This is a genomic window from Microlunatus parietis, assembly GCF_013407955.1.
GTDB classification, from domain to species: domain Bacteria; phylum Actinomycetota; class Actinomycetes; order Propionibacteriales; family Propionibacteriaceae; genus Microlunatus; species Microlunatus parietis.
The window spans coordinates 3384222-3401059 of record NZ_JACCBU010000001.1 but is presented as its reverse complement, the minus strand read 5'-3'; the positions used below and the strand labels follow the sequence as shown (position 1 = coordinate 3401059).

The 16838-nt window shown below is 70.1% G+C and carries 17 protein-coding genes; 9 read left to right on the top strand and 8 right to left on the bottom strand.

Going from position 1 to position 16838, the window contains the following annotated elements; genetic code table 11:
• Positions 1-70: 70 nt before the first annotated feature.
• Positions 71-352 (top strand): hypothetical protein, encoded by a 282-nt coding sequence (locus BKA15_RS16410; protein ID WP_179752507.1) that lies wholly within the window; start codon positions 71-73, stop codon positions 350-352.
• Here the strand turns inward: BKA15_RS16410 and BKA15_RS16405 are convergent.
• Complete coding sequence (locus tag BKA15_RS16405) at positions 339-1493, bottom strand: DUF418 domain-containing protein (RefSeq protein ID WP_179752505.1); 1155 nt, start codon at positions 1491-1493, stop codon at positions 339-341. The genes BKA15_RS16410 and BKA15_RS16405 overlap by 14 nt on opposite strands.
• Positions 1490-1774 carry an AbrB/MazE/SpoVT family DNA-binding domain-containing protein gene (locus BKA15_RS16400; RefSeq protein WP_179752503.1) on the bottom strand — a complete coding sequence of 95 codons (285 nt, stop codon included), beginning with the start codon at positions 1772-1774 and terminating at the stop codon, positions 1490-1492. The genes BKA15_RS16405 and BKA15_RS16400 overlap by 4 nt, the downstream gene beginning before the upstream one ends.
• Before the next feature lie 91 nt (positions 1775-1865).
• Between BKA15_RS16400 and BKA15_RS36895 the strand changes: the two genes are divergently transcribed.
• Positions 1866-2684 (top strand): HIT domain-containing protein, encoded by an 819-nt coding sequence (locus BKA15_RS36895; RefSeq protein WP_179752501.1) that lies wholly within the window; start codon positions 1866-1868, stop codon positions 2682-2684.
• Positions 2685-3560: 876 nt separating this feature from the next.
• Here the strand turns inward: BKA15_RS36895 and BKA15_RS16390 are convergent.
• Both BKA15_RS16390 and BKA15_RS16385 read right to left on the bottom strand, forming a co-directional pair.
• Positions 3561-6095 carry a Tex family protein gene (locus tag BKA15_RS16390; protein WP_312879067.1) on the bottom strand — a complete coding sequence of 845 codons (2535 nt, stop codon included), beginning with the start codon at positions 6093-6095 and terminating at the stop codon, positions 3561-3563.
• A 48-nt stretch (positions 6096-6143) separates the two neighbouring features.
• Positions 6144-7142 carry a class I SAM-dependent methyltransferase gene (locus BKA15_RS16385; RefSeq protein ID WP_179752499.1) on the bottom strand — a complete coding sequence of 333 codons (999 nt, stop codon included), beginning with the start codon at positions 7140-7142 and terminating at the stop codon, positions 6144-6146.
• 124 nt (positions 7143-7266) lie between these two features.
• Between BKA15_RS16385 and BKA15_RS16380 the strand changes: the two genes are divergently transcribed.
• Genes BKA15_RS16380 through BKA15_RS16370 form a run of 3 tightly spaced genes read left to right on the top strand, consistent with a single transcriptional unit; the run spans position 7267 to position 9897 of the window.
• Positions 7267-8277 carry an ABC transporter ATP-binding protein gene (locus BKA15_RS16380; protein ID WP_179752497.1) on the top strand — a complete coding sequence of 337 codons (1011 nt, stop codon included), beginning with the start codon at positions 7267-7269 and terminating at the stop codon, positions 8275-8277.
• Positions 8274-9077 (top strand): ABC transporter permease, encoded by an 804-nt coding sequence (locus BKA15_RS16375; protein WP_179752494.1) that lies wholly within the window; start codon positions 8274-8276, stop codon positions 9075-9077. Before BKA15_RS16380 ends, BKA15_RS16375 begins: the two co-directional genes overlap by 4 nt.
• Positions 9070-9897 (top strand): ABC transporter permease, encoded by an 828-nt coding sequence (locus BKA15_RS16370; RefSeq protein ID WP_179752492.1) that lies wholly within the window; start codon positions 9070-9072, stop codon positions 9895-9897. Before BKA15_RS16375 ends, BKA15_RS16370 begins: the two co-directional genes overlap by 8 nt.
• Here BKA15_RS16370 and BKA15_RS16365 read toward each other — a convergent pair.
• The 3 genes from BKA15_RS16365 to BKA15_RS16355 are packed head-to-tail and all read right to left on the bottom strand — an operon-like array spanning position 9811 to position 12198.
• Positions 9811-10371, bottom strand: coding sequence for an SRPBCC family protein (locus BKA15_RS16365; protein WP_179752490.1), 561 nt, complete (start codon positions 10369-10371; stop codon positions 9811-9813). The two genes, BKA15_RS16370 and BKA15_RS16365, sit on opposite strands and share 87 nt — an antisense overlap.
• On the bottom strand, positions 10368-11012 hold the full coding sequence (locus tag BKA15_RS16360) for a TetR/AcrR family transcriptional regulator (RefSeq protein WP_179752489.1): 645 nt from the start codon (positions 11010-11012) through the stop codon (positions 10368-10370). The genes BKA15_RS16365 and BKA15_RS16360 overlap by 4 nt, the downstream gene beginning before the upstream one ends.
• Before the next feature lie 40 nt (positions 11013-11052).
• Positions 11053-12198, bottom strand: coding sequence for an AI-2E family transporter (locus BKA15_RS16355; RefSeq protein ID WP_179752487.1), 1146 nt, complete (start codon positions 12196-12198; stop codon positions 11053-11055).
• 116 nt (positions 12199-12314) lie between these two features.
• On the opposite strand from BKA15_RS16355, the gene BKA15_RS16350 reads away from it, so the two are divergent.
• The 4 genes from BKA15_RS16350 (at position 12315) to BKA15_RS16335 (ending at position 15487) form a co-directional block, all read left to right on the top strand.
• Positions 12315-13115, top strand: a complete 801-nt coding sequence (locus BKA15_RS16350) for an LLM class F420-dependent oxidoreductase (protein WP_179752485.1) — start codon at positions 12315-12317, stop codon at positions 13113-13115.
• Between the two features lie 364 nt (positions 13116-13479).
• The gene (locus BKA15_RS16345; RefSeq protein ID WP_179752483.1) at positions 13480-13629 is read left to right on the top strand and encodes a hypothetical protein; all 150 of its coding nucleotides are present in this window, start codon (positions 13480-13482) and stop codon (positions 13627-13629) included.
• Between the two features lie 36 nt (positions 13630-13665).
• Positions 13666-14523 carry an SGNH/GDSL hydrolase family protein gene (locus BKA15_RS16340; RefSeq protein WP_218871375.1) on the top strand — a complete coding sequence of 286 codons (858 nt, stop codon included), beginning with the start codon at positions 13666-13668 and terminating at the stop codon, positions 14521-14523.
• Between the two features lie 199 nt (positions 14524-14722).
• Positions 14723-15487: a group II truncated hemoglobin gene (locus BKA15_RS16335; RefSeq protein ID WP_179752481.1), complete on the top strand. Its 765-nt coding sequence runs from the start codon at positions 14723-14725 to the stop codon at positions 15485-15487.
• Between the two features lie 102 nt (positions 15488-15589).
• On the opposite strand, the gene BKA15_RS16330 is transcribed toward BKA15_RS16335, so the two are convergent.
• Positions 15590-16798: a sensor histidine kinase gene (locus BKA15_RS16330; protein ID WP_179752479.1), complete on the bottom strand. Its 1209-nt coding sequence runs from the start codon at positions 16796-16798 to the stop codon at positions 15590-15592.
• Positions 16799-16838 lie beyond the last annotated feature (40 nt).

Sequence of the window (16838 nt, the reverse complement as noted above, 5' to 3'; positions counted from 1 at the left end):
GCGGCACGCGAGTCGCTCGCGTTACGCCCAGTAGCCCCTTCGCGCCTCGTGCGCCCCGAGGCACGCACCCGTGCACCTGCTCGCTACGGCCACCGCTCGACACCACCCTCCTGGTGATCGACGACTGGGCCGTGCGCAACTGATCGTCGAACGCGGCCGGGCCGAGCGGGTGGGCCGGCTGGTGCTGAAGCCGTGCGAGGCGTTCGACAACTTCCCGCCCGGGCGGCCGGGCCGGCTGCTCGGCGTACTGTCCCGGATCCCCGGCGGCCTCGGCCTGCCGGCGCTGGTGATCTGGGCGCCGGAGGACAGAATGATGCCGCCCGACGAGCTGCGAGCCTTCATCCCTTGTTGATCTTGGGATAGGTCCACTGCCGGAGCAGATGTTCGGCCGGGCCGCGGCGTCCGGTTCGGCGGAGCAGCTCGGCGAGCGCGATCGAGACCAGCCAGGTGATCACGGCGACCACGGTCGCGCCGGTCAACCCGAGGTGGTCCTGCAGGTCGAAGCCGGCGAAGACGACGAGGAAGATCACCGACTGCGCCAGATAGAACGTCAGGGAACGTTGGCCGAGGGCCTGCACCGCCACGGTGATCGGCCCCGGCCGCCGACCGACGGTGACCGCGATCAAGGCCAGGATCGCGGCCAGGGCGACGCCCCCGACGTAGCCGGTCAACGGCTGCAGCAGCGAGGCGACCATGATCAACTCCGGGCCGCGCGCCAGCCAGCCGGTCTCGATCAAGATCGCCGGCAGGGCGCCCGCGGCCGAGATCGCGGTGCCGATCACCGCGAACCTCGCGAGCGTCGCCCGATGGTCGACCGGCCGATCGAGGAAGCCCTTTCGGGCGGCCCAGATGCCGAAGATCATCGGCGGCAGCACCATCAGCGTGCCGAAGACCAGGCCGAACGGCAGCCCGGGGAGGCGGTCCAGCAGATACTGCAGCAGGTCCCGGTCGCCGACGGCGATGCTGCCGCTGGCGTACGAGGAGACACCGTTGGTGAGCGGGAGCCACAGGCTCATCGCGGTCACCGCCGTGGCTGGCAGCAGCGAGATCCCGGCCGCGATCAGCAGGGTCCGATCCTTCGCGCGGAGCAGGCCGGCGATCAGGATCCCGGCGAGACCGTACGCGGCGAGGATGTCGATCGGCACCAGCAACAGGAAGTGCGCCAGGCCGAGCCCGACCAGGAGCCAGCCGCGGCGCCGGATCAGCTTCCGCGGCCCCGGCCAGTCGTTGCCTCTGGCCAGTTGCCGGGAGGTCAGCTGGACGAGGGCGTACCCGAAGAGGAAGGCGAACAGCGGCCGGGCGTGATTGTGGACGAAGATCAGGTGGAAGACGCCGAGCGTCTCGTTGACGGCCGCCGGGCCGCGCTCGACGTCGGTCACGAACAGCGGTGCGTGCGCGATCGCGATCAGCAGGAGCATCCCGCCGCGAGCAAGATCCGGCGCGAGCGCGCGGCCGGTGCTGACGGGAATTCTCGGGGCGGCCAGGTCGGTCATGGTTCCGGTTCCTCCTCCGGTCTCGGATCGCGGGCATGTTCGGCGATCTGTTCCAGCACTGCGGCCGGGCCCTGCCAGTTGGTGATCAGACGGTCGAGCGTGGCCAGCGCGAGGCCCTGGGCCGGGTCGCCGAGGACCAGCAGTTTGTCGCCCGGCCGGATGTTCAGATCGCGTCTGGCTTGGGCGGGAATGACGATCTGACCCCGCTCACTCACCGTCACCGCGCCGTAGAACCCGCGTCCGCCCGGTCCGTAGGTGGTGGCACCGGTTTCCTCGGCCATGAAGCCTCCTGCAGTAGATACAAAGAATAACATGTAAATCATGCGGAACCTGGCGGTACGCCAGCGCACCGGGAACGCTACGGTTGTTCGGGTGCGCCCGGAAACCGTTGCCGAATTCGGCACTTGGCGGATCGTTGTGCCCACGGTCCGGGTGGTCGAGTCCCATCTGGTCCTGGTCCGATCCGTAGGTCGAGTCGACTCCCTGAACGAGCGCGAGGCGGCCGACCTGATCGACGCCTACCGCGCTGCGACCTCGGTGCTGCACCGGATCTTCGGTTCCTCCGGCTTCATGATCAGCTTTTCGGTGCTCTGGCAGCCGGATTCGGAAGGGATCGGCGAACCCGACCCGGTTCCGGGTGCCGGCTGCGCGATCCACGTGTTCGGCCGCCGGCCTGGCGAGTTGATCAGCCCGGTCCGGGCGATGGCCCTGCCCCGGCGGGTCCGGCTGCCCGCCCGGCCCGACCCGGAACTCGTCGAACGGCTCCGCCACGAACTGTCCCTGCCGCCGGAACCGCTGACCATCGAGGCCCCGGAGGGCAACCTCTGCGACGGCTGTACGGGCTCGGTGCTCACCGATCAGGAACGCTGGCGCAGCCGCGACGTCCGGGTGATCCGGCCGCGCCGGGTGCTGATCGATCCGCACGTGCTGGTGCTGCCGCTCCGGCACGTGGTCAGCCTGCGCGACCTGGAACCCTCCGAGGTCGTCTCCCTGTCCGCCCGGCTGATCGAATCACTGGCCCAGTTCCGCCTCGGCTCCGGCTCGACCGGCCTCAGCGGCTTCGCCAACGACGGCATCCACGCCCGCCAGGAGACCCCGCACGTCCACCTGCACGTCTACGGCCGCTCGGCCACCGAGCCCGTGAACCCGTACCAGCGCCTAGCCGCCTACCTCTCCCCCAACCGCCCCTGAAAGAACCGCCGACCGGTCACAAAAGCAGGCGTTTGGGCGGCGTGTCGCTGCAGACGTGACCGGTCGGTGGGTGAGGGCAAGGCGGAAGGGTCGGGACCAAGGATGGCAAGCTCAGGCGTCTCGGACCCATTCGGCCGGGTCGGGCAGGGTGAAGGGAGGCTGAGCCGCGAGTTGAGCCTGTTGCAGATTCGCGCGGCGACAGGCTGCATCGGCCGGACGGCGCCGACCTGAGCCCTCAACGCGAGCGGCTTCCGACCCTGCGTTTCCTGTCCGGTTCGTGCCCGTCCAGGCAGGTGGTGGTGTCACAAATCTGCAATGCAACCACTGCCCGTAGGCCGTGGAATCGATTGCAAGACCTGTTCCATTGCCGATTTGTGTCACCTGGGCCAGGACGAGACCTTGACCATCCACACGCTCGACGGCGGACCGCCCGGCACCGGGCCCGATCCGACCTGCAACGCCCTTGCGCACCACTCCGCAACAGGCTCAGTTCGCGGCGGGATCCTCCCCGGTGACCTCGGGCACCGTGACCAGGTGATCCGGACCGCAGCGTCGAACCGGGCCGGCGCCTGCGGACCCGACCGCTCGGCGCGGGATGCCGGTGCGGGCCCTGGCCGGAGTCCGCCAACTGGACTGAGGCACTGAGCGGACGCCTTGACCGGCAGATCCGGCCGAAATCGAGGTCAAGACGTCCGGTCGATGCTCGTGCGCGATGGCGTGGCCCGGGTTCGCGCCGCATGCGGCGTAGCAGCGCTCGGCCGGTGCAGCCGCGCCGCATCCCGCTCAACATCGGACGCAACGGCGATCTCGTGGCCGGATCGGCCCCAGCTCGCCGGCTGCTCCCGCTTCGAGCAGATCGTCGCGGGTGATCCGCGGTCAGCGGCCGGTGTAGCCGGCGCGGCGGAAGGCGTCGGCGATCGCGCCCTGTGGCTCGCGCTCCTCACGCCGCTGGTTCGGCCGGCCACCGCGGCCCTGCCGCCCGTTCCGGTCGCCGCCGGACTTCCGGTCTCCCCGCGCCGCCCCGCCGGGTTTGCCCTCGCCCGGCTTGCCGTCGCGCGACTTGCCGTCGGCCGGCTTGCCCTCGGCCGGCTTGCCCTCGCGCGGCTTGCGCTCGCCCTGCCCGGCTCGGACGCGCTTCGCGCCGCCCGGCCTCGCGCTGCCGCCCGGCTTGGCGCTGCCGCCCGGCTTGGCGCCGCCGCCCGCCTTGGCCTCGCCCGGCTCGGCGTCCAGGTCGTCGTCCAGGCGCAGGGTGAGGGAGATCCGCTTCCGGTCGTGGTCGACGTCGAGCACCTTCACCTTGACCAGGTCGCCCGGCTTGACCACCTCGCGCGGGTCCTTGACGAAGTTCTTCGACAGCGCGGAGACGTGGGCCAGGCCGTCCTGGTGCACGCCGATATCGATGAACGCGCCGAACGCGGCGACGTTGGTCACCTGTCCCTCGAGGATCATGCCGCGGGTCAGGTCGGCCAGGGTCTCCACACCGTCGGCGAACTCGGCGGTCTGGAACGCGGGCCGCGGGTCCCGGCCGGGCTTCTCCAGCTCGGCCAGGATGTCGGTCACCGTGGGCAGGCCGAACCGCTCGTCGGTGAAGTCGGCGGCCTTGACCGACTTCAGCGCGGAGCCGTTGCCGATCAGGGTCTTCAGCTCGGTCCCGGTCGCGGTGAGGATTCGCCGCACCACCGGGTACGACTCCGGATGCACGCCGGACGAGTCGAGCGGGTCGTCGCCGTCGCTGATCCTCAAGAACCCGGCCGCCTGCTCGTACGCCTTCGGACCCAGCCGGGCCACCTCGAGGAGCGCCGCCCGGGACCGGAACGGCCCGTGTTGATCACGGTGCGCGGCGATGTTCTCGGCCAGCCCGGAGGTGATCCCGGAGACCCGGGTCAGCAGCGGCACCGAGGCCGTGTTGAGATCGACGCCGACCGCGTTCACGCAATCCTCGACCACCGCGTCCAAGGACCGGGACAGGGCCAGCTCACCAAGATCATGTTGATACTGGCCGACGCCGATCGACTTCGGGTCGATCTTGACCAACTCGGCCAGCGGGTCCTGCAGCCGGCGGGCGATCGACACCGCGCCGCGCAGCGACACGTCCAGCTCGGGCAGCTCAGCCGACGCGTACGCCGACGCCGAATAGACCGATGCACCGGCCTCGGAGACGACCGCCTTGGTCAGTTCGAGTTCCGGGTGCTTCTTGATCAACTCGGCGGCCAGCTTCTCGGTCTCCCGAGACGCCGTGCCGTTGCCGATCGCGATCAGCTCGACCTGATGCGCCTTGGCCAGCCCGGCCAGCGTGGCGATCGACTGATCCCACTGGTGCTTCGGCACGTGCGGATAGATCACGTCGGTGGCGACGACCTTGCCGGTCCGGTCCACCACGGCCACCTTGACGCCGGTCCGGAATCCCGGATCGAGGCCCAGCGTGGCCCGGGTGCCGGCCGGTGCGGCGAGCAGCAGGTCCTTCACGTTGGCGGCGAAGACCCGGACCGCCTCCTCCTCGGCGTGCTGCCGCAGCCGCATCCGCATGTCGATGCCGAGCGTGATCATGATCTTGGTCCGCCAGGCCCAGCGGACCACGCCGACCAGCCAGGCGTCCGCCGCGCGACCTTGATCACCGATGCCGAACCGACCCGCGATGATCTTCTCGTACCGGCTCTGAGCTTGATCATCGCCGCCCTCGTCCTGGGCGATCTGGATCGCCAGCACGTCCTCGGCCTCGCCCCGGTAGAGGGCCAGGATCCGGTGCGACGGCAGTGTGGTGAACGACTCCGAGAAGTCGAAGTAGTCGGAGAACTTGGCGCCCTCCTTGGCCTTGCCGTCCCGCACGGTCGAGACCAGCCGGCCGTTCTGCCAGAGCAGCTCCCGCAGCTCGCCGATCAGGTCGCCGTCGTCGGCGAACCGCTCGATCAGGATCGCCCGGGCCCCGTCCAACGCGGCCTTGGTGTCGGCCACCTCCTTCGCCGGATCGACGTACGCCTCCGCGGTCGCCACCGGCTCCAGCGTCGGGTCGCCGAGCAGCGCGTCGGCCAGCGGCTCCAGCCCGGCCTCGCGGGCGATCATCGCCTTGGTCCGCCGCTTCGGCTTGTACGGCAGGTAGAGGTCCTCCAGCCGGGCCTTCGTGTCGGCCGCCTGGATCCGCTGCCGGAGGTCGTCGTCCAGCTTGCCCTGGGCCTCGATCGACTCCAGGATCGCCTGCCGCCGGTCGTCCAGCTCGCGCAGGTAGCGCAGCCGTTCCTCCAGCGTCCGCAGCTGGGTGTCGTCCAGCCCGCCGGTGACCTCCTTGCGGTACCGGGCGATGAACGGCACCGTCGACCCCTCGTCGAGCAACGCCACCGCCGCCCGAACCTGGCCCACCCCGACCCCGAGCTCCTCGGCGATCCGCTCCTCGACCGACACAACCGAACCCTGCACGCTGAACCCCTCACTCAACCGGCGAAAATCCAGAGCGACACTAGTCGATCAGCTGTCGGCCCAGGCCACGTGCCCAGCGGAGCCGGTGATGGTGAAGCCGGAGCGTTCCAGCAGGGCGGGTGCGGTTCCGTTCGGGCCGGGCTCGGCCAGGGTGACGATCAGCCGGCCGCCGTCGACCAGGACGTGATCACGAAGGTGCTCGAGCAGCGCGGTTCGGCGGTTCGGCAGGACGGCGTCGGGCCGGACCTGCAAGGTGTCGAAGCGGAGTCCGGCCGGCGGGGTCCAGGTCTGCATGTTGCCGACCCAGAGCCGGTCCGCCCACCCTGGCAGCCGGGCCCGAGCGAGCTTGATCAACTCCGGCCCAAGATCCACGCCGTACGGCTCGACGGCGAGCCCTCGCTCGGCACACCACTTCTGCACCGACTCCATCAGGAAACCGTTGGCGCAGCCGACGTCGAGGAACGTCCCGTCCCGCTCGATCGCGTCGGCGACCGGCCGCCGGCTGCGCTCCCAGTCCTCGATCGTGCCGCCGTTCCCGGACTGGCCCCACGGCGTGTCCGCCCGCAGGTAGGCCGCCTGCAGCAGGCGCAGGTTGTCGGCCGCGGTGCTCTCGTCGGTCTGGGTCCGCCGTGCCTCGGCGGCGTCGACGACGAACCGGGCCGCGGTCGCGTCGCCGGCCGCCGCCAGCCGCGCGGCCAGCCGGTCCGGCGTCAGCTGTTCCAGCGGCACCTCGCGAAACTCCCGCTGTCCTCGGTACGGTGCTCCGACCGCGAATCCGTACAGCTGCAGGCCGGCGGCCGGATCGGCCGGGTCGAGCTCGCTGACGGCCACGGTGTGCAGGCCTTGGGTCCGGACGCCGTGGGTCAGCAGCGGCACCCGCAGCGCGGTGTCGAGCAGCCAGTGCTCGCCGTCGGCGACGTCGCCGGTGCACAGGGCCGGGCTGCCGTCGAGGGGAACGAGGCAGTCGCCGTCGGGTACCAGCAGGAGCAGGGTGATCCGGCGGACCAGTTCGGGTTCGGGGTCGGTGGGCACCAGTCGATAGGGCATCCCGTGATCTTCATCCGGTCCCGCAGCGGCCGCACGTTCCGCGGCGCGCCGCCACGCCCGGGAACCCGTGACCCGTCTGCTTAATTCGTTGCCGTAAGCAGACTCCGTTTGACATGGTGGCCCGGTGGCGTCCGACGAGGGTCCGCTGGTCGATGTCGTCGGCCTGGTCAAGGAGTTCCGCCGGGTCCGCCGGGTGCCGGGTCGGCTGAGCGCGATCCGTACCTTCCTCAACCGGGAGCAGGACGTGATCCGGGCCGTGGACGACATCTCGTTCTCGATCATGGAAGGCGAGCTGATCGGGTTCCTCGGCCCGAACGGGGCGGGCAAGTCGACCACGATCAAGATGCTCACCGGCATCCTCACTCCCACCGCCGGTACGGTCTCGGTCGCCGGCCGCGACCCGTCCCGGGAGCGCCGGGCCAATGCCGCGACGATCGGGGTCGTGTTCGGTCAGCGCAGCCAGCTCTGGTGGGACCTGCCGTTGCGGGAGTCGTTCCGCGCCGTCCGTGACCTCTACGGCGTGCCGAACGGAGAAGGCGACCGGCGCCAGGCGGAGCTGGTCGAACTGCTCGAGATGGACGACTTCCTGGACGCTCCGGTACGTCAGCTGTCGCTCGGCCAGCGGATGCGCGGGGACCTGGCCGCGGCGATGCTCTACCGGCCCCGGCTGCTGTTCCTGGACGAGCCGACGGTCGGCCTGGATGTCGTCGCGAAGCAGCGGATCCGCGAGTTCGTTGGTCACACCAACACCGAGAGCGGCACCACGATCCTGATCACCACCCACGACCTCGAGGACGTCGAGCGGCTCTGCCGCCGGATCGTCGTGATCGACCACGGCCGGGTGCTCTACGACGGTGGGCTGGCCGAGCTGATGGCCCACTACGCGCCCTACCGGGACCTGGTCGTCACGCTCGCCGAGCCGCACGACGTCGACGTCCCGTCGCTGGAACAGGTCGACCGGAACGACCGCCGGGTCACGCTCCGCTTCCGCTCCGACAAGATCAAGGCGCCGGAGGCGATCGCGGCCGTCACCGCAACCCACGCGGTGGTCGACCTGTCCGTCGTCGAGCCCCGGCTGGAGGACGTGATCGCCCGGATCTACACCGAGCGCGGCCTGCCGGACGGCCCGCCATGACCGCTCACCGGATCCGGGCCACCCTGAGCCAGGTCCGGATCGGCTATCTGACGCCGTGGTCCTACCGCGGCTCGATGCTGTTGTCGCTGGTCGTGGTCGCCGTCCAGGTGATCTTGTACGCGGTCGTCTGGCGGGCCATCTACGCTGGCCACGACGGGCCGGTCGCCGGGGCCGACGTCCGGCAGGCGGTCGGCTATGCGGTGCTCGGCATCACCGTGGCGGCGGTGCTGGACACCTGGCCAGGCCAGTCCATCGAGTCCCGGGTCCGGGAGGGCCTGATCGGGATCGACCTGACCCGCCCGCTCGGCCTGCTGACCCAGACTCTCGCGGTCCAGACCGGGTTCGTCATCGCCGCCCTGCCGACGGTCCTGGTCGGCCTTGGTGCCGGCCTGCTGGTCGGCGGCCTGCAGCCACCGGCCGACCCGTTCGCCGCGCTCGCCTTCATGATCAGCCTGGTACTGGCGTTCGGCGTCTCGCAGTTGATCACGCTGCTGATGGGACTGACCTCGTTCTGGACGCTCGAGGTGGGCGGCATCCAGATGGCGTTCGCGGTGGTCCGCACGTTCCTGTCCGGTTCGGTGCTGCCGCTCTGGTTCATGCCGGGCTGGCTGCAGGCGGTCGCGGCGGCGCTGCCGTTCCAGGCGGCCACGTTCACCCCGGTCGCGATCTACTTCGGCCGGCCGCCCGGCGGGCTCGCCCAGGCCCTCGGCGTGCAAGCGTTCTGGGTCGTCGCGCTGGCCCTGCTGGCCGTCCTGGTCTGGTCCCGGGCCCGGCACCGGGTGGTGGTCCAGGGTGGCTGACGTCGCCGCCGCCCGGCCGCCGTCCCTGCTCCGGCAGAGCACCGTGCTGCTGCGGATCGGGTTGTCCTCGGCCCTGCAATACCGGGCCGACTTCGTGCTGACCGCGATCGGGGCGATCTGCTATGAGGCGGTGTCGCTGGCGTTCGTCGGCGTGATCGTGTTCGCGTTCGGCGGGATCGGTGGCTGGGGCCTGGTCGAGGTCGCCTTCGTGTACGGGATCCGCTCGATGGGCCACGCCCTGCACAGCTTCCTGTCCGGCCAGCTCTGGGGCACCGACCGGGTGGTCCGCGACGGCGAGTTCGACCGCTACCTGCTCCGCCCGGTCAACCCGCTGGTGCAACTGCTGACCCGCCGGTTCACCGTGACCGCGTTCGGTGATCTTGCGTTCGGCCTGGTCGTGTTGGTGATCACCGCGGCCGCGGCGCCGATCGCCTGGTCGGGCTGGACGGTGACGTACTTGATCATGGCCGTGATCGGCAGCGCCTTCCTCGAGTCGGCAGTGATGCTGGCCCTGTCCGCGTTGTCGTTCCGGCTGCTGGTCAGCATGCCGCTGCTGCAGGTCGTCGACCGGGTGTTCGTCACGTTCGGCCCGTACCCGCTCAGTGTCTTTCCGCGCGCCGTCGCCTACCTGCTGACGTTCCTGCTGCCGCTGGCGTACGCGGCGTTCTTCCCGGCCGCCGTCCTGCTCGGGCGTACCGACGAACTGTTCGTCCCGCTTTGGCTGGCCCTCGCCTCACCGGCCGTCGGTGCCGCCCTCTACGTCCTCGCGGTGATCTTCTTCCACCGGCAGCTGCGTCACTACGCCAGCCCCGGACACTGAACGCTCGGCGACCCGGCGGAGCCGGTCCAGCGTCTGCTCCATGCCCCGCCGCAGGTCCGCCCGGCGGTCCTTGCCGCCGAACAGGGTCCCGATGATGAACCAGCCGAACCGGGTGATCGGCTCCGTCACCCGGTAGCTCTCGATCACCCGGGTGCCGTCGCCCTCCGGTTGGAAGTCGAACGTCCACTCGACCGTGCCGGCGAACTTCTCGGTCCGGGCCCAGGCGAGCCGCCGGCCCGGCTCGACCACGGTCAGCACCGGCTGGTTCGTCCAGGACGGTCCTCGGGTGACCTTGTTCCGGGCGACGAACCGGGCGCCGACCTCGGGCTCGGTCGCGCCGTCCAGCCAGCGGCAGTCGATGATCTCCGGACTGAACTCCGGCATCCGGGTGACGTCGGCGACGAGCGCGTAGACGTCGTCCGGCCTGGCGTTGATCATGATCTCGACGTGATCATGATCGAGGGTCTGGGTCATGTCGGTTCCTTCGTTCGCGGCCGGTAGGCCTCGGTGAACAACGCAAGGACCCTGCCGAGCAGCCGGGTGAACCGGCCCTTCTCGAAGGCGGCCGACGGTTCGTTCGCGAGCTGCTGCGAGATCACGCCGGAGACCAGCACGGACAGCAGGGCCAGGCCGTCGTCGGTCGCGGCACCGCGGCCGAGGTCCCCGTTGCGGATCGCGGCCCGGACCTGGTCCCGGATCGCGGCCAGGAACTCGCGGCTGGGCGCGTAGGCCCGTTCGGACGGCTCGAAGCCGGGCACCGGGCGCCAGGTGATCAACTGGGCCAGGACCGGGTGCTCGAGGGCGAGCCGCGTGCTGGCCTCGAGTCCGGCGGCCAGTGCCCGGAGCCCGGCCGGCTCGGCCGCCGCTGCCGTACGGAACGCCGCCAGGGCCCCGTTGGACGCGCGCTCGAACAACGCGTCGTACACGGCCAGCTTGGACGGGAAGTACTTGTAGAGCGACGGCGGCCGGATCCCCATCCGCCGCGCGACCTCCGACAGGCTCAACCCGGCCACGCCCTCGGCGGCCATCAGCTCGACGGCCACGTCGAGGATCTCGTCGATGGTCTGCTGGCGGCGCCGTTGGCGTCGGTCCAGGGCAGGAGCATCCTTGCTCATGCCATTAACTTTAGCTACAGGTATTAGCCTGTCAAGCGATTCACGCGGACTTCCGCCGGAAGCCGAAGATCGGCCGCTCCGCCGCCGGCTCGTCCGGCGTCGCGCTGATCAGGGCGCTGAACCAACGGGTCCGGTCGGACATGTCGATCAGGATCGCCTTCACGAACAGGGTGGCCGGCACGGCCAGCAGGGCGCCCAGGCCACCGAGGATGAACGACCAGAAGATCAACGACAGGAACGCCACGGTCGGTGTGATGCCGACCGCGTCACCGGTGAACTTGGGTTGGATCAGTGTCTGGATCACGAAGTTGATCACACAGAACGAGATGATCACCGCGAGCATGTCGCGCGGCCCGTTGTCGCCGCCGCTGAGCAGCGCCAGCAGGGCCGGCGGGATCATGCCGACCACGAAGCCGACGTTCGGGATGTAGTTGGTGACGAACGCGAACACGCCCCAGGTAACGGCCAGCGGGACGCCGATGATCGACAACGCGATCACGTCGAAGACCGACACGATGAAGCCGAACAGCGACGTCACGATCCAGTACTTGCGGACGTTCCGGGCGAAGTTCTCCAAGGCCTCGGCGACCCGCGGCCGGGCCTTCCGGATGATCTCGAGCCGTGGCCCGACCCCGGAGGCGTCGAAGGCCAGGAAGACCACCACGGTGACCATCAGCGCGCCCAGGGACAGCCAGTTGGTGATGCTGCTGAGCAGGCTCTGCGCGATCCCGGTCAGCGAGCTGGGGTCGAAGTTGTCCAGGAAGGACTGGAACTGCTCGGTCCCCACCCCGAACCCGGCCAGGGTGTCCAGCAACAGGTTGTAGAGCCGGACGAACGCCTCGCCGTACTTGGGCAGCGTGGTGGCCAGCTGGGTGATCGACAGGGCGATCGAGCCGAGGATGATCACCAGGATGCCGTAGATGGTGAACAGGGCGATCGTGCTGGCCAGCCAGGCCGGTACGCCGACCCGGCGCAACCAGACCCGGAACGGGTGCACGGTGATCACCAGCGTCAGCACCAGGAACACCGGCCCGGCGATGCCCTGGATCTCGCGGATCCCCATCGCGGCGATGACGATTCCGGCCGCCACCAGCACGCCCCAGAGCGGCGGTGCCCAGCCGTTGTCCGGAGGCCCGGACCGGGTCGAGCGGTCGAGGCTGCGGCGAAGCGAACGTGGTCCCGGCATCTGTTCCTCCCGCTTGCTGACTGGCGCTCGCGAGTGTAGTTCTCGCCGGCGTCGTCCGTCCGAACGAGCGGGACACCGCGACCAGGGTCCGACGTCCGGCTCCTAGGGTGAGACTCATGACAGACATTCCGTATGCCGACCGCCCGTTCCGGGTGGGCGTCCAGCTCCAGCCGCAGCACGCCGAATACTCCGCTCTGCGCGAGGCGGCCGCGGCGGCCGAGGAGGCCGGGGTCGACGTGATCTTCAACTGGGACCACTTCTTCCCGCTCTCCGGCGAGCCGGACGGCCTGCACTACGAGTGCTGGACGATGCTCGGCGCCTGGGCCGAGCAGACCAGCCGGGTCGAGATCGGCGCCCTGGTCACCTGCAACTCGTACCGCAATCCCGAGCTGCTCGCCGACATGGCCCGGACCGTCGACCACATCAGCAACGGCCGGCTGATCCTCGGCATCGGCGCCGGCTGGTTCGAACGCGACTACGACGAGTACGGCTACGAGTTCGGCACCGCCGGCTCCCGGCTGGCCGACCTGAAGCAGGCGCTGCCCCGGATCAAGGACCGCTGGTCGAAGCTCAACCCGGCGCCGACCCGGGACATCCCGGTGCTGATCGGCGGCGGCGGCGAGAAGAAGACGCTGCGCTACACGGCCGAGCACGCCACCATCTGGCACGGCTTCGGCGACGCCGAGACGATCAAGCACAAGAACGAGGTGCTGGACGACTGGTGCGCGAAGCTCGGCCGCGACCCCGGCGAGATCGAGCGGTCGACCGGCGTCAACGGCAGCCCGGACGAGCAGGCCCAGGGCCTGATCGACGTCGGGGTACGGATGGTGACGATCACGACCGACGGCCGGGTCGACTACGACCTGAGCCGGGTCAAGGAGTGGGTGGCCTTCCGCGACGAGTTCAACGCGGCGTAGGCTGCGCGGGTCAGGTAAAAACTGAAGGGCCGGCGGATTCGAAAATCCGCCGGCCCTTAGCGCATTCGCCGACCCCCCTGAGTGCCGGCGAATCAGTCTGTGGTTTGGTACCCCTCCCCGTGCTGGGTACCGATCCAACTGCCCCCTACGCCAAGAATGATGACCCGGCAGCCTCTGCAGGTCCGCCAGGATCCCTCAAGAGTTACGCAAGGTCTGCACAAAACTGACATGAGCCGGTGCCGCGCTGCTCAGGACCCGTGCCACCGAGGTCCGATACCCCGACGACCAGCGCCGTCGTCGACGTACCCCCAACTCCGGACCGGCGACCGATGGCGGATTAGGCACCGCGAGCGATTCTTGAGGCATGGAAGCGATACAGGTACTCATCACGGTGCTGGCGATCCTCGGCATCGTTGTCGTCGGCGTGCTGGCGATCGTGCCCACCATGTTCGACGTCTCGGCCCGCGCGGCCAAGGCTCCGCGCAGCCGCAGTCACGTCGACCTGGCAGCCTGACCCGCTCCGTTTGAGCGGTACGGCAGAATCCAGGACGTGGTGTGCTTCGAGCGGTACGTCGCCATCGGTGATTCCGCCACCGAGGGGCTGGAAGATCCCGACGGCAACGGCGGCTACCGCGGCTGGGCCGACCGGCTCGCGCAGCACATCGCCGACGGTCAGGACGAACCGCTCGACTACGCGAACCTCGCCGTCCGGGGCCTGCGGCTGGACGAGATCCGCAACACCCAGTTCGACGACGCACTGGCCATGAAACCCGATCTGATGACGATCTTCGGCGGCGTCAACGACGTCCTCTCCTTCGGCTGCGACTACGACCAGCTCGCCGCGACGTTCGCCGAGATGTACAGCGAGGCCCGCGGCAACGACATCACCGTCCTCACCTTCACGATGCCCGACCCGACCGCGATCAACCCGTTCGGGCGGCGGCTCCGGGACCGGATGTTCCGGCTGAACGACCTGGTCCGGGCCGAGGCCGCGCGGTACGGCGTGATCGTGCTCGACCTGCAGGCCTACCCGATGGCCGGCGATCCCCGGCTCTGGTACGAGGACAAACTGCACGGCAACCCGCTGGGCCACGAACGGGTCGCCCGCGGGCTGGCCTGGCGGCTCGGGATCGCCCGGATGGACGAGTCCTGGGCCGAACCGCTGCCGCCGGTGTCCACCCGGTCGGTCCGGGAGCAACTCACCGAGGAACTCGACTGGGCGGTGACCCACCTGGCGCCGTGGCTCGGCAAGGGGATCCGCGGCGTTCCGCACGGTGATGGGATCGTCGCCAAGCGCCCGGCGCTCACGCTCGTGTCGAAGACGCGCCCCGACGTGCCGAGGAGCCTGGATCAGTCGACCGGCTCCGGCAAGCTGATGCCCCGCTCCGCCGCCCGCCGAGCCCCTTAGTGCCGTATCGCCCCCGAATCACGGCGCCTGGCGACGCCCGGGCACGCACATCGCCGCGTTCTCCTCGGTCGCGTTGCGACCCGGCAGCGACGCCCTCCCTCGTCGGCCGAGCCCCGCTTGTTCATCCGTTCACCGAGCCTCCACGCACCGGAAAGTGCGTACTTGCGGATCCGTTCCGCCTCGACTCTAGTTTCTGTACGTGATCACCGAATACATCCGCTACCGCATCCCGGCCGAGCGGGCCGACGCGTTCGAGGACGCCTACCGCCGGGCCGCCGAGCAGCTGGCGGCGGCGCCGCAGTGCGTCGACTACGACCTGGCCCGGTGCGAGGAGGAGCCGGAGAGCTACATCCTGCGGATCGGCTGGACGTCGACCGATGATCATCTTCGCGGCTTCCGGGGCGGCGAGCAGTTCGGTCCGTTCCTGGCCGCGATCCGCGAGTACGTACCGCTGATCGAGGAGATGCGGCACTACCGGGCGACCGGGATCGCCGGGGCCGGCGGTTCGGTGCCGAGCCTGTACGCGTGGGCCGGCGGTCTCGAGGCGCTGGAACGGTTGACCGAGGAGTTCTACCGCGAGGTGATCAAGGACGAACTGCTGGCGCCGGTGTTCGCCGGGATGTCGGCCGATCACCCGAAGCATGTCGCGGCCTGGCTCGCCGAGGTGTTCGGCGGGCCGACGGCGTACACCCGTGATCATGGTGGCCACGCGGGCATGGTCCGGCATCACCTGGGCCGGGCGATCACCGAACAGCAGCGGCGCCGCTGGGTGACGTTGCTGCTGGAGGCCGCCGACCGGGTCGGCCTGCCCGACGACCCCGAGTTCCGCGCGTCGTTCGTCGGCTATCTCGAGTGGGGCAGCCGGATGGCCGTCGTCCTCTCGGCCCCGGACGCCCGCCCCGACTTCAAGGAACCGATGCCCACCTGGACCTGGGCCCGCCCGCCCTGGGTCCCCAAGCCCTGAACACTCCGGCTCCCAGCCGCGACCGTTCCTCTCGTCCGCGACCGGTGCAACAGCCGCGGCTGCGAGCATCGGTCGCGGATAGCGCCGTCTGGGTGCGGCGAGTCAGTGGGAGACGACGGCGGGGTGGTGGGCCGGATCACCGGGGCGGCGGCCGGTGGGGCGGAGTTCGACCGGGCCGGACGTGGCCGTCCCGGCTGTCTGCTCGGCCGCCGGGAGTGCAAGCTGGGCGGTGACCCCGCCGCCGGAGTCGGCGCGGACGGTGAGGGTGGCGTCGAGGGAGCGGGCCAGGTTCTGTGTGATGGCGAGGCCGAAACCGTGGGCGGCCGCACCGGTCCGGGTCTCGGGGGTGGGGTTCAGCGCGTGCTCGACCTCCCGCTGGCTCATCACCTCACCCGTGTTGGAGATCGTGATCGTCGGCCGGCCCCAGCCGCGACTGGTGCCGACCCAGACGGTCCCGTGCCGCCGGTTGTAGCGGATCGCGTTGTCCAGCAGCTGATCGACGATGCCGCGCAGGATGGTCCGGTCGGTCGCCGCCCGGGCGTCGTCGATGTCGAAGATGATCTTGACCTGGTGGTGCTGCCGCAACGGCTCCAGCGCGACCGCCGACTCCACGATGATGTCGTCCAGGTTGTGCGCGGTGATCATGGGTTGGACGGTGCCGGACCGGGACAGGGCCATCAGGCCGTCGACCAGGTCGAGTGATCGTTGGTTGGCGTACGACAGCTGTTCGATGAGCCGTTGCGTCCGGGCCGTGATCAGCCAGTCGTCGGCGGCGGCGTCGAGCAGCTGCCGGGTCGTCGCCAGCTGGGTCGGCAGCTCGGTCGCGGCGATCGCGGTGAACCGGCGCCGCGCCTCGAGCTGGTGGTCCAGCCGGGCCAGCATCCGGTTGAAACTGCCGGCCAGGGCGGCGAGCTCGTCGCGGCTGGAGACCTTCGCGGGCTCACGGACCTCGAGCCGCCCGGCCGGCGGACCCTGCGCGGCCCGGGTCGCCGCCGCGTTGAGATCGTTGAGCGGTCGGAGTACGCCGCCGGTGATCGTCCAGGTGACCAGGCTGGTGCCGGCGATCAAGGTGACCAGCGCGACGGCCGAGACGATCATGAGCGCGTCCAGCAGGCGTCCGGTGCCGCCGGTCAGCAGCGGGTCGGGCACCAGCCGGACGGCGAGATTGACCGCGACCAGCGCCGTGGTGGCGGCGATCGCAGCCAGGATCCCGTACACGATCGTCAGTTGGGCGCGCGTGCCGACTCGGCGGCGCAGACGTCGCCAGCTGAACAGGAAGGCCCGGCCGAGCGTGACGTGTTGCGCGGTCATGACCGTCGTTCCGCGATGATCACGTGGCGCATATCAATCC

What these genes read in the sequence shown, in the direction of transcription:
- BKA15_RS16400 (WP_179752503.1), bottom strand. Translation starts at nt 1,774, where the DNA reads ATGGCCGAGGAAACCGGTGCCACCACCTACGGACCGGGCGGACGCGGG.
- BKA15_RS16330 (WP_179752479.1), bottom strand. Translation starts at nt 16,798, where the DNA reads ATGACCGCGCAACACGTCACGCTCGGCCGGGCCTTCCTGTTCAGCTGG.
- BKA15_RS16355 (WP_179752487.1), bottom strand. Translation starts at nt 12,198, where the DNA reads ATGCCGGGACCACGTTCGCTTCGCCGCAGCCTCGACCGCTCGACCCGG.
- BKA15_RS16350 (WP_179752485.1), top strand. Translation starts at nt 12,315, where the DNA reads ATGACAGACATTCCGTATGCCGACCGCCCGTTCCGGGTGGGCGTCCAG.
- BKA15_RS16405 (WP_179752505.1), bottom strand. Translation starts at nt 1,493, where the DNA reads ATGACCGACCTGGCCGCCCCGAGAATTCCCGTCAGCACCGGCCGCGCG.
- BKA15_RS16385 (WP_179752499.1), bottom strand. Translation starts at nt 7,142, where the DNA reads ATGCCCTATCGACTGGTGCCCACCGACCCCGAACCCGAACTGGTCCGC.
- BKA15_RS16345 (WP_179752483.1), top strand. Translation starts at nt 13,480, where the DNA reads ATGGAAGCGATACAGGTACTCATCACGGTGCTGGCGATCCTCGGCATC.
- BKA15_RS16360 (WP_179752489.1), bottom strand. Translation starts at nt 11,012, where the DNA reads ATGAGCAAGGATGCTCCTGCCCTGGACCGACGCCAACGGCGCCGCCAG.
- BKA15_RS16365 (WP_179752490.1), bottom strand. Translation starts at nt 10,371, where the DNA reads ATGACCCAGACCCTCGATCATGATCACGTCGAGATCATGATCAACGCC.
- BKA15_RS16375 (WP_179752494.1), top strand. Translation starts at nt 8,274, where the DNA reads ATGACCGCTCACCGGATCCGGGCCACCCTGAGCCAGGTCCGGATCGGC.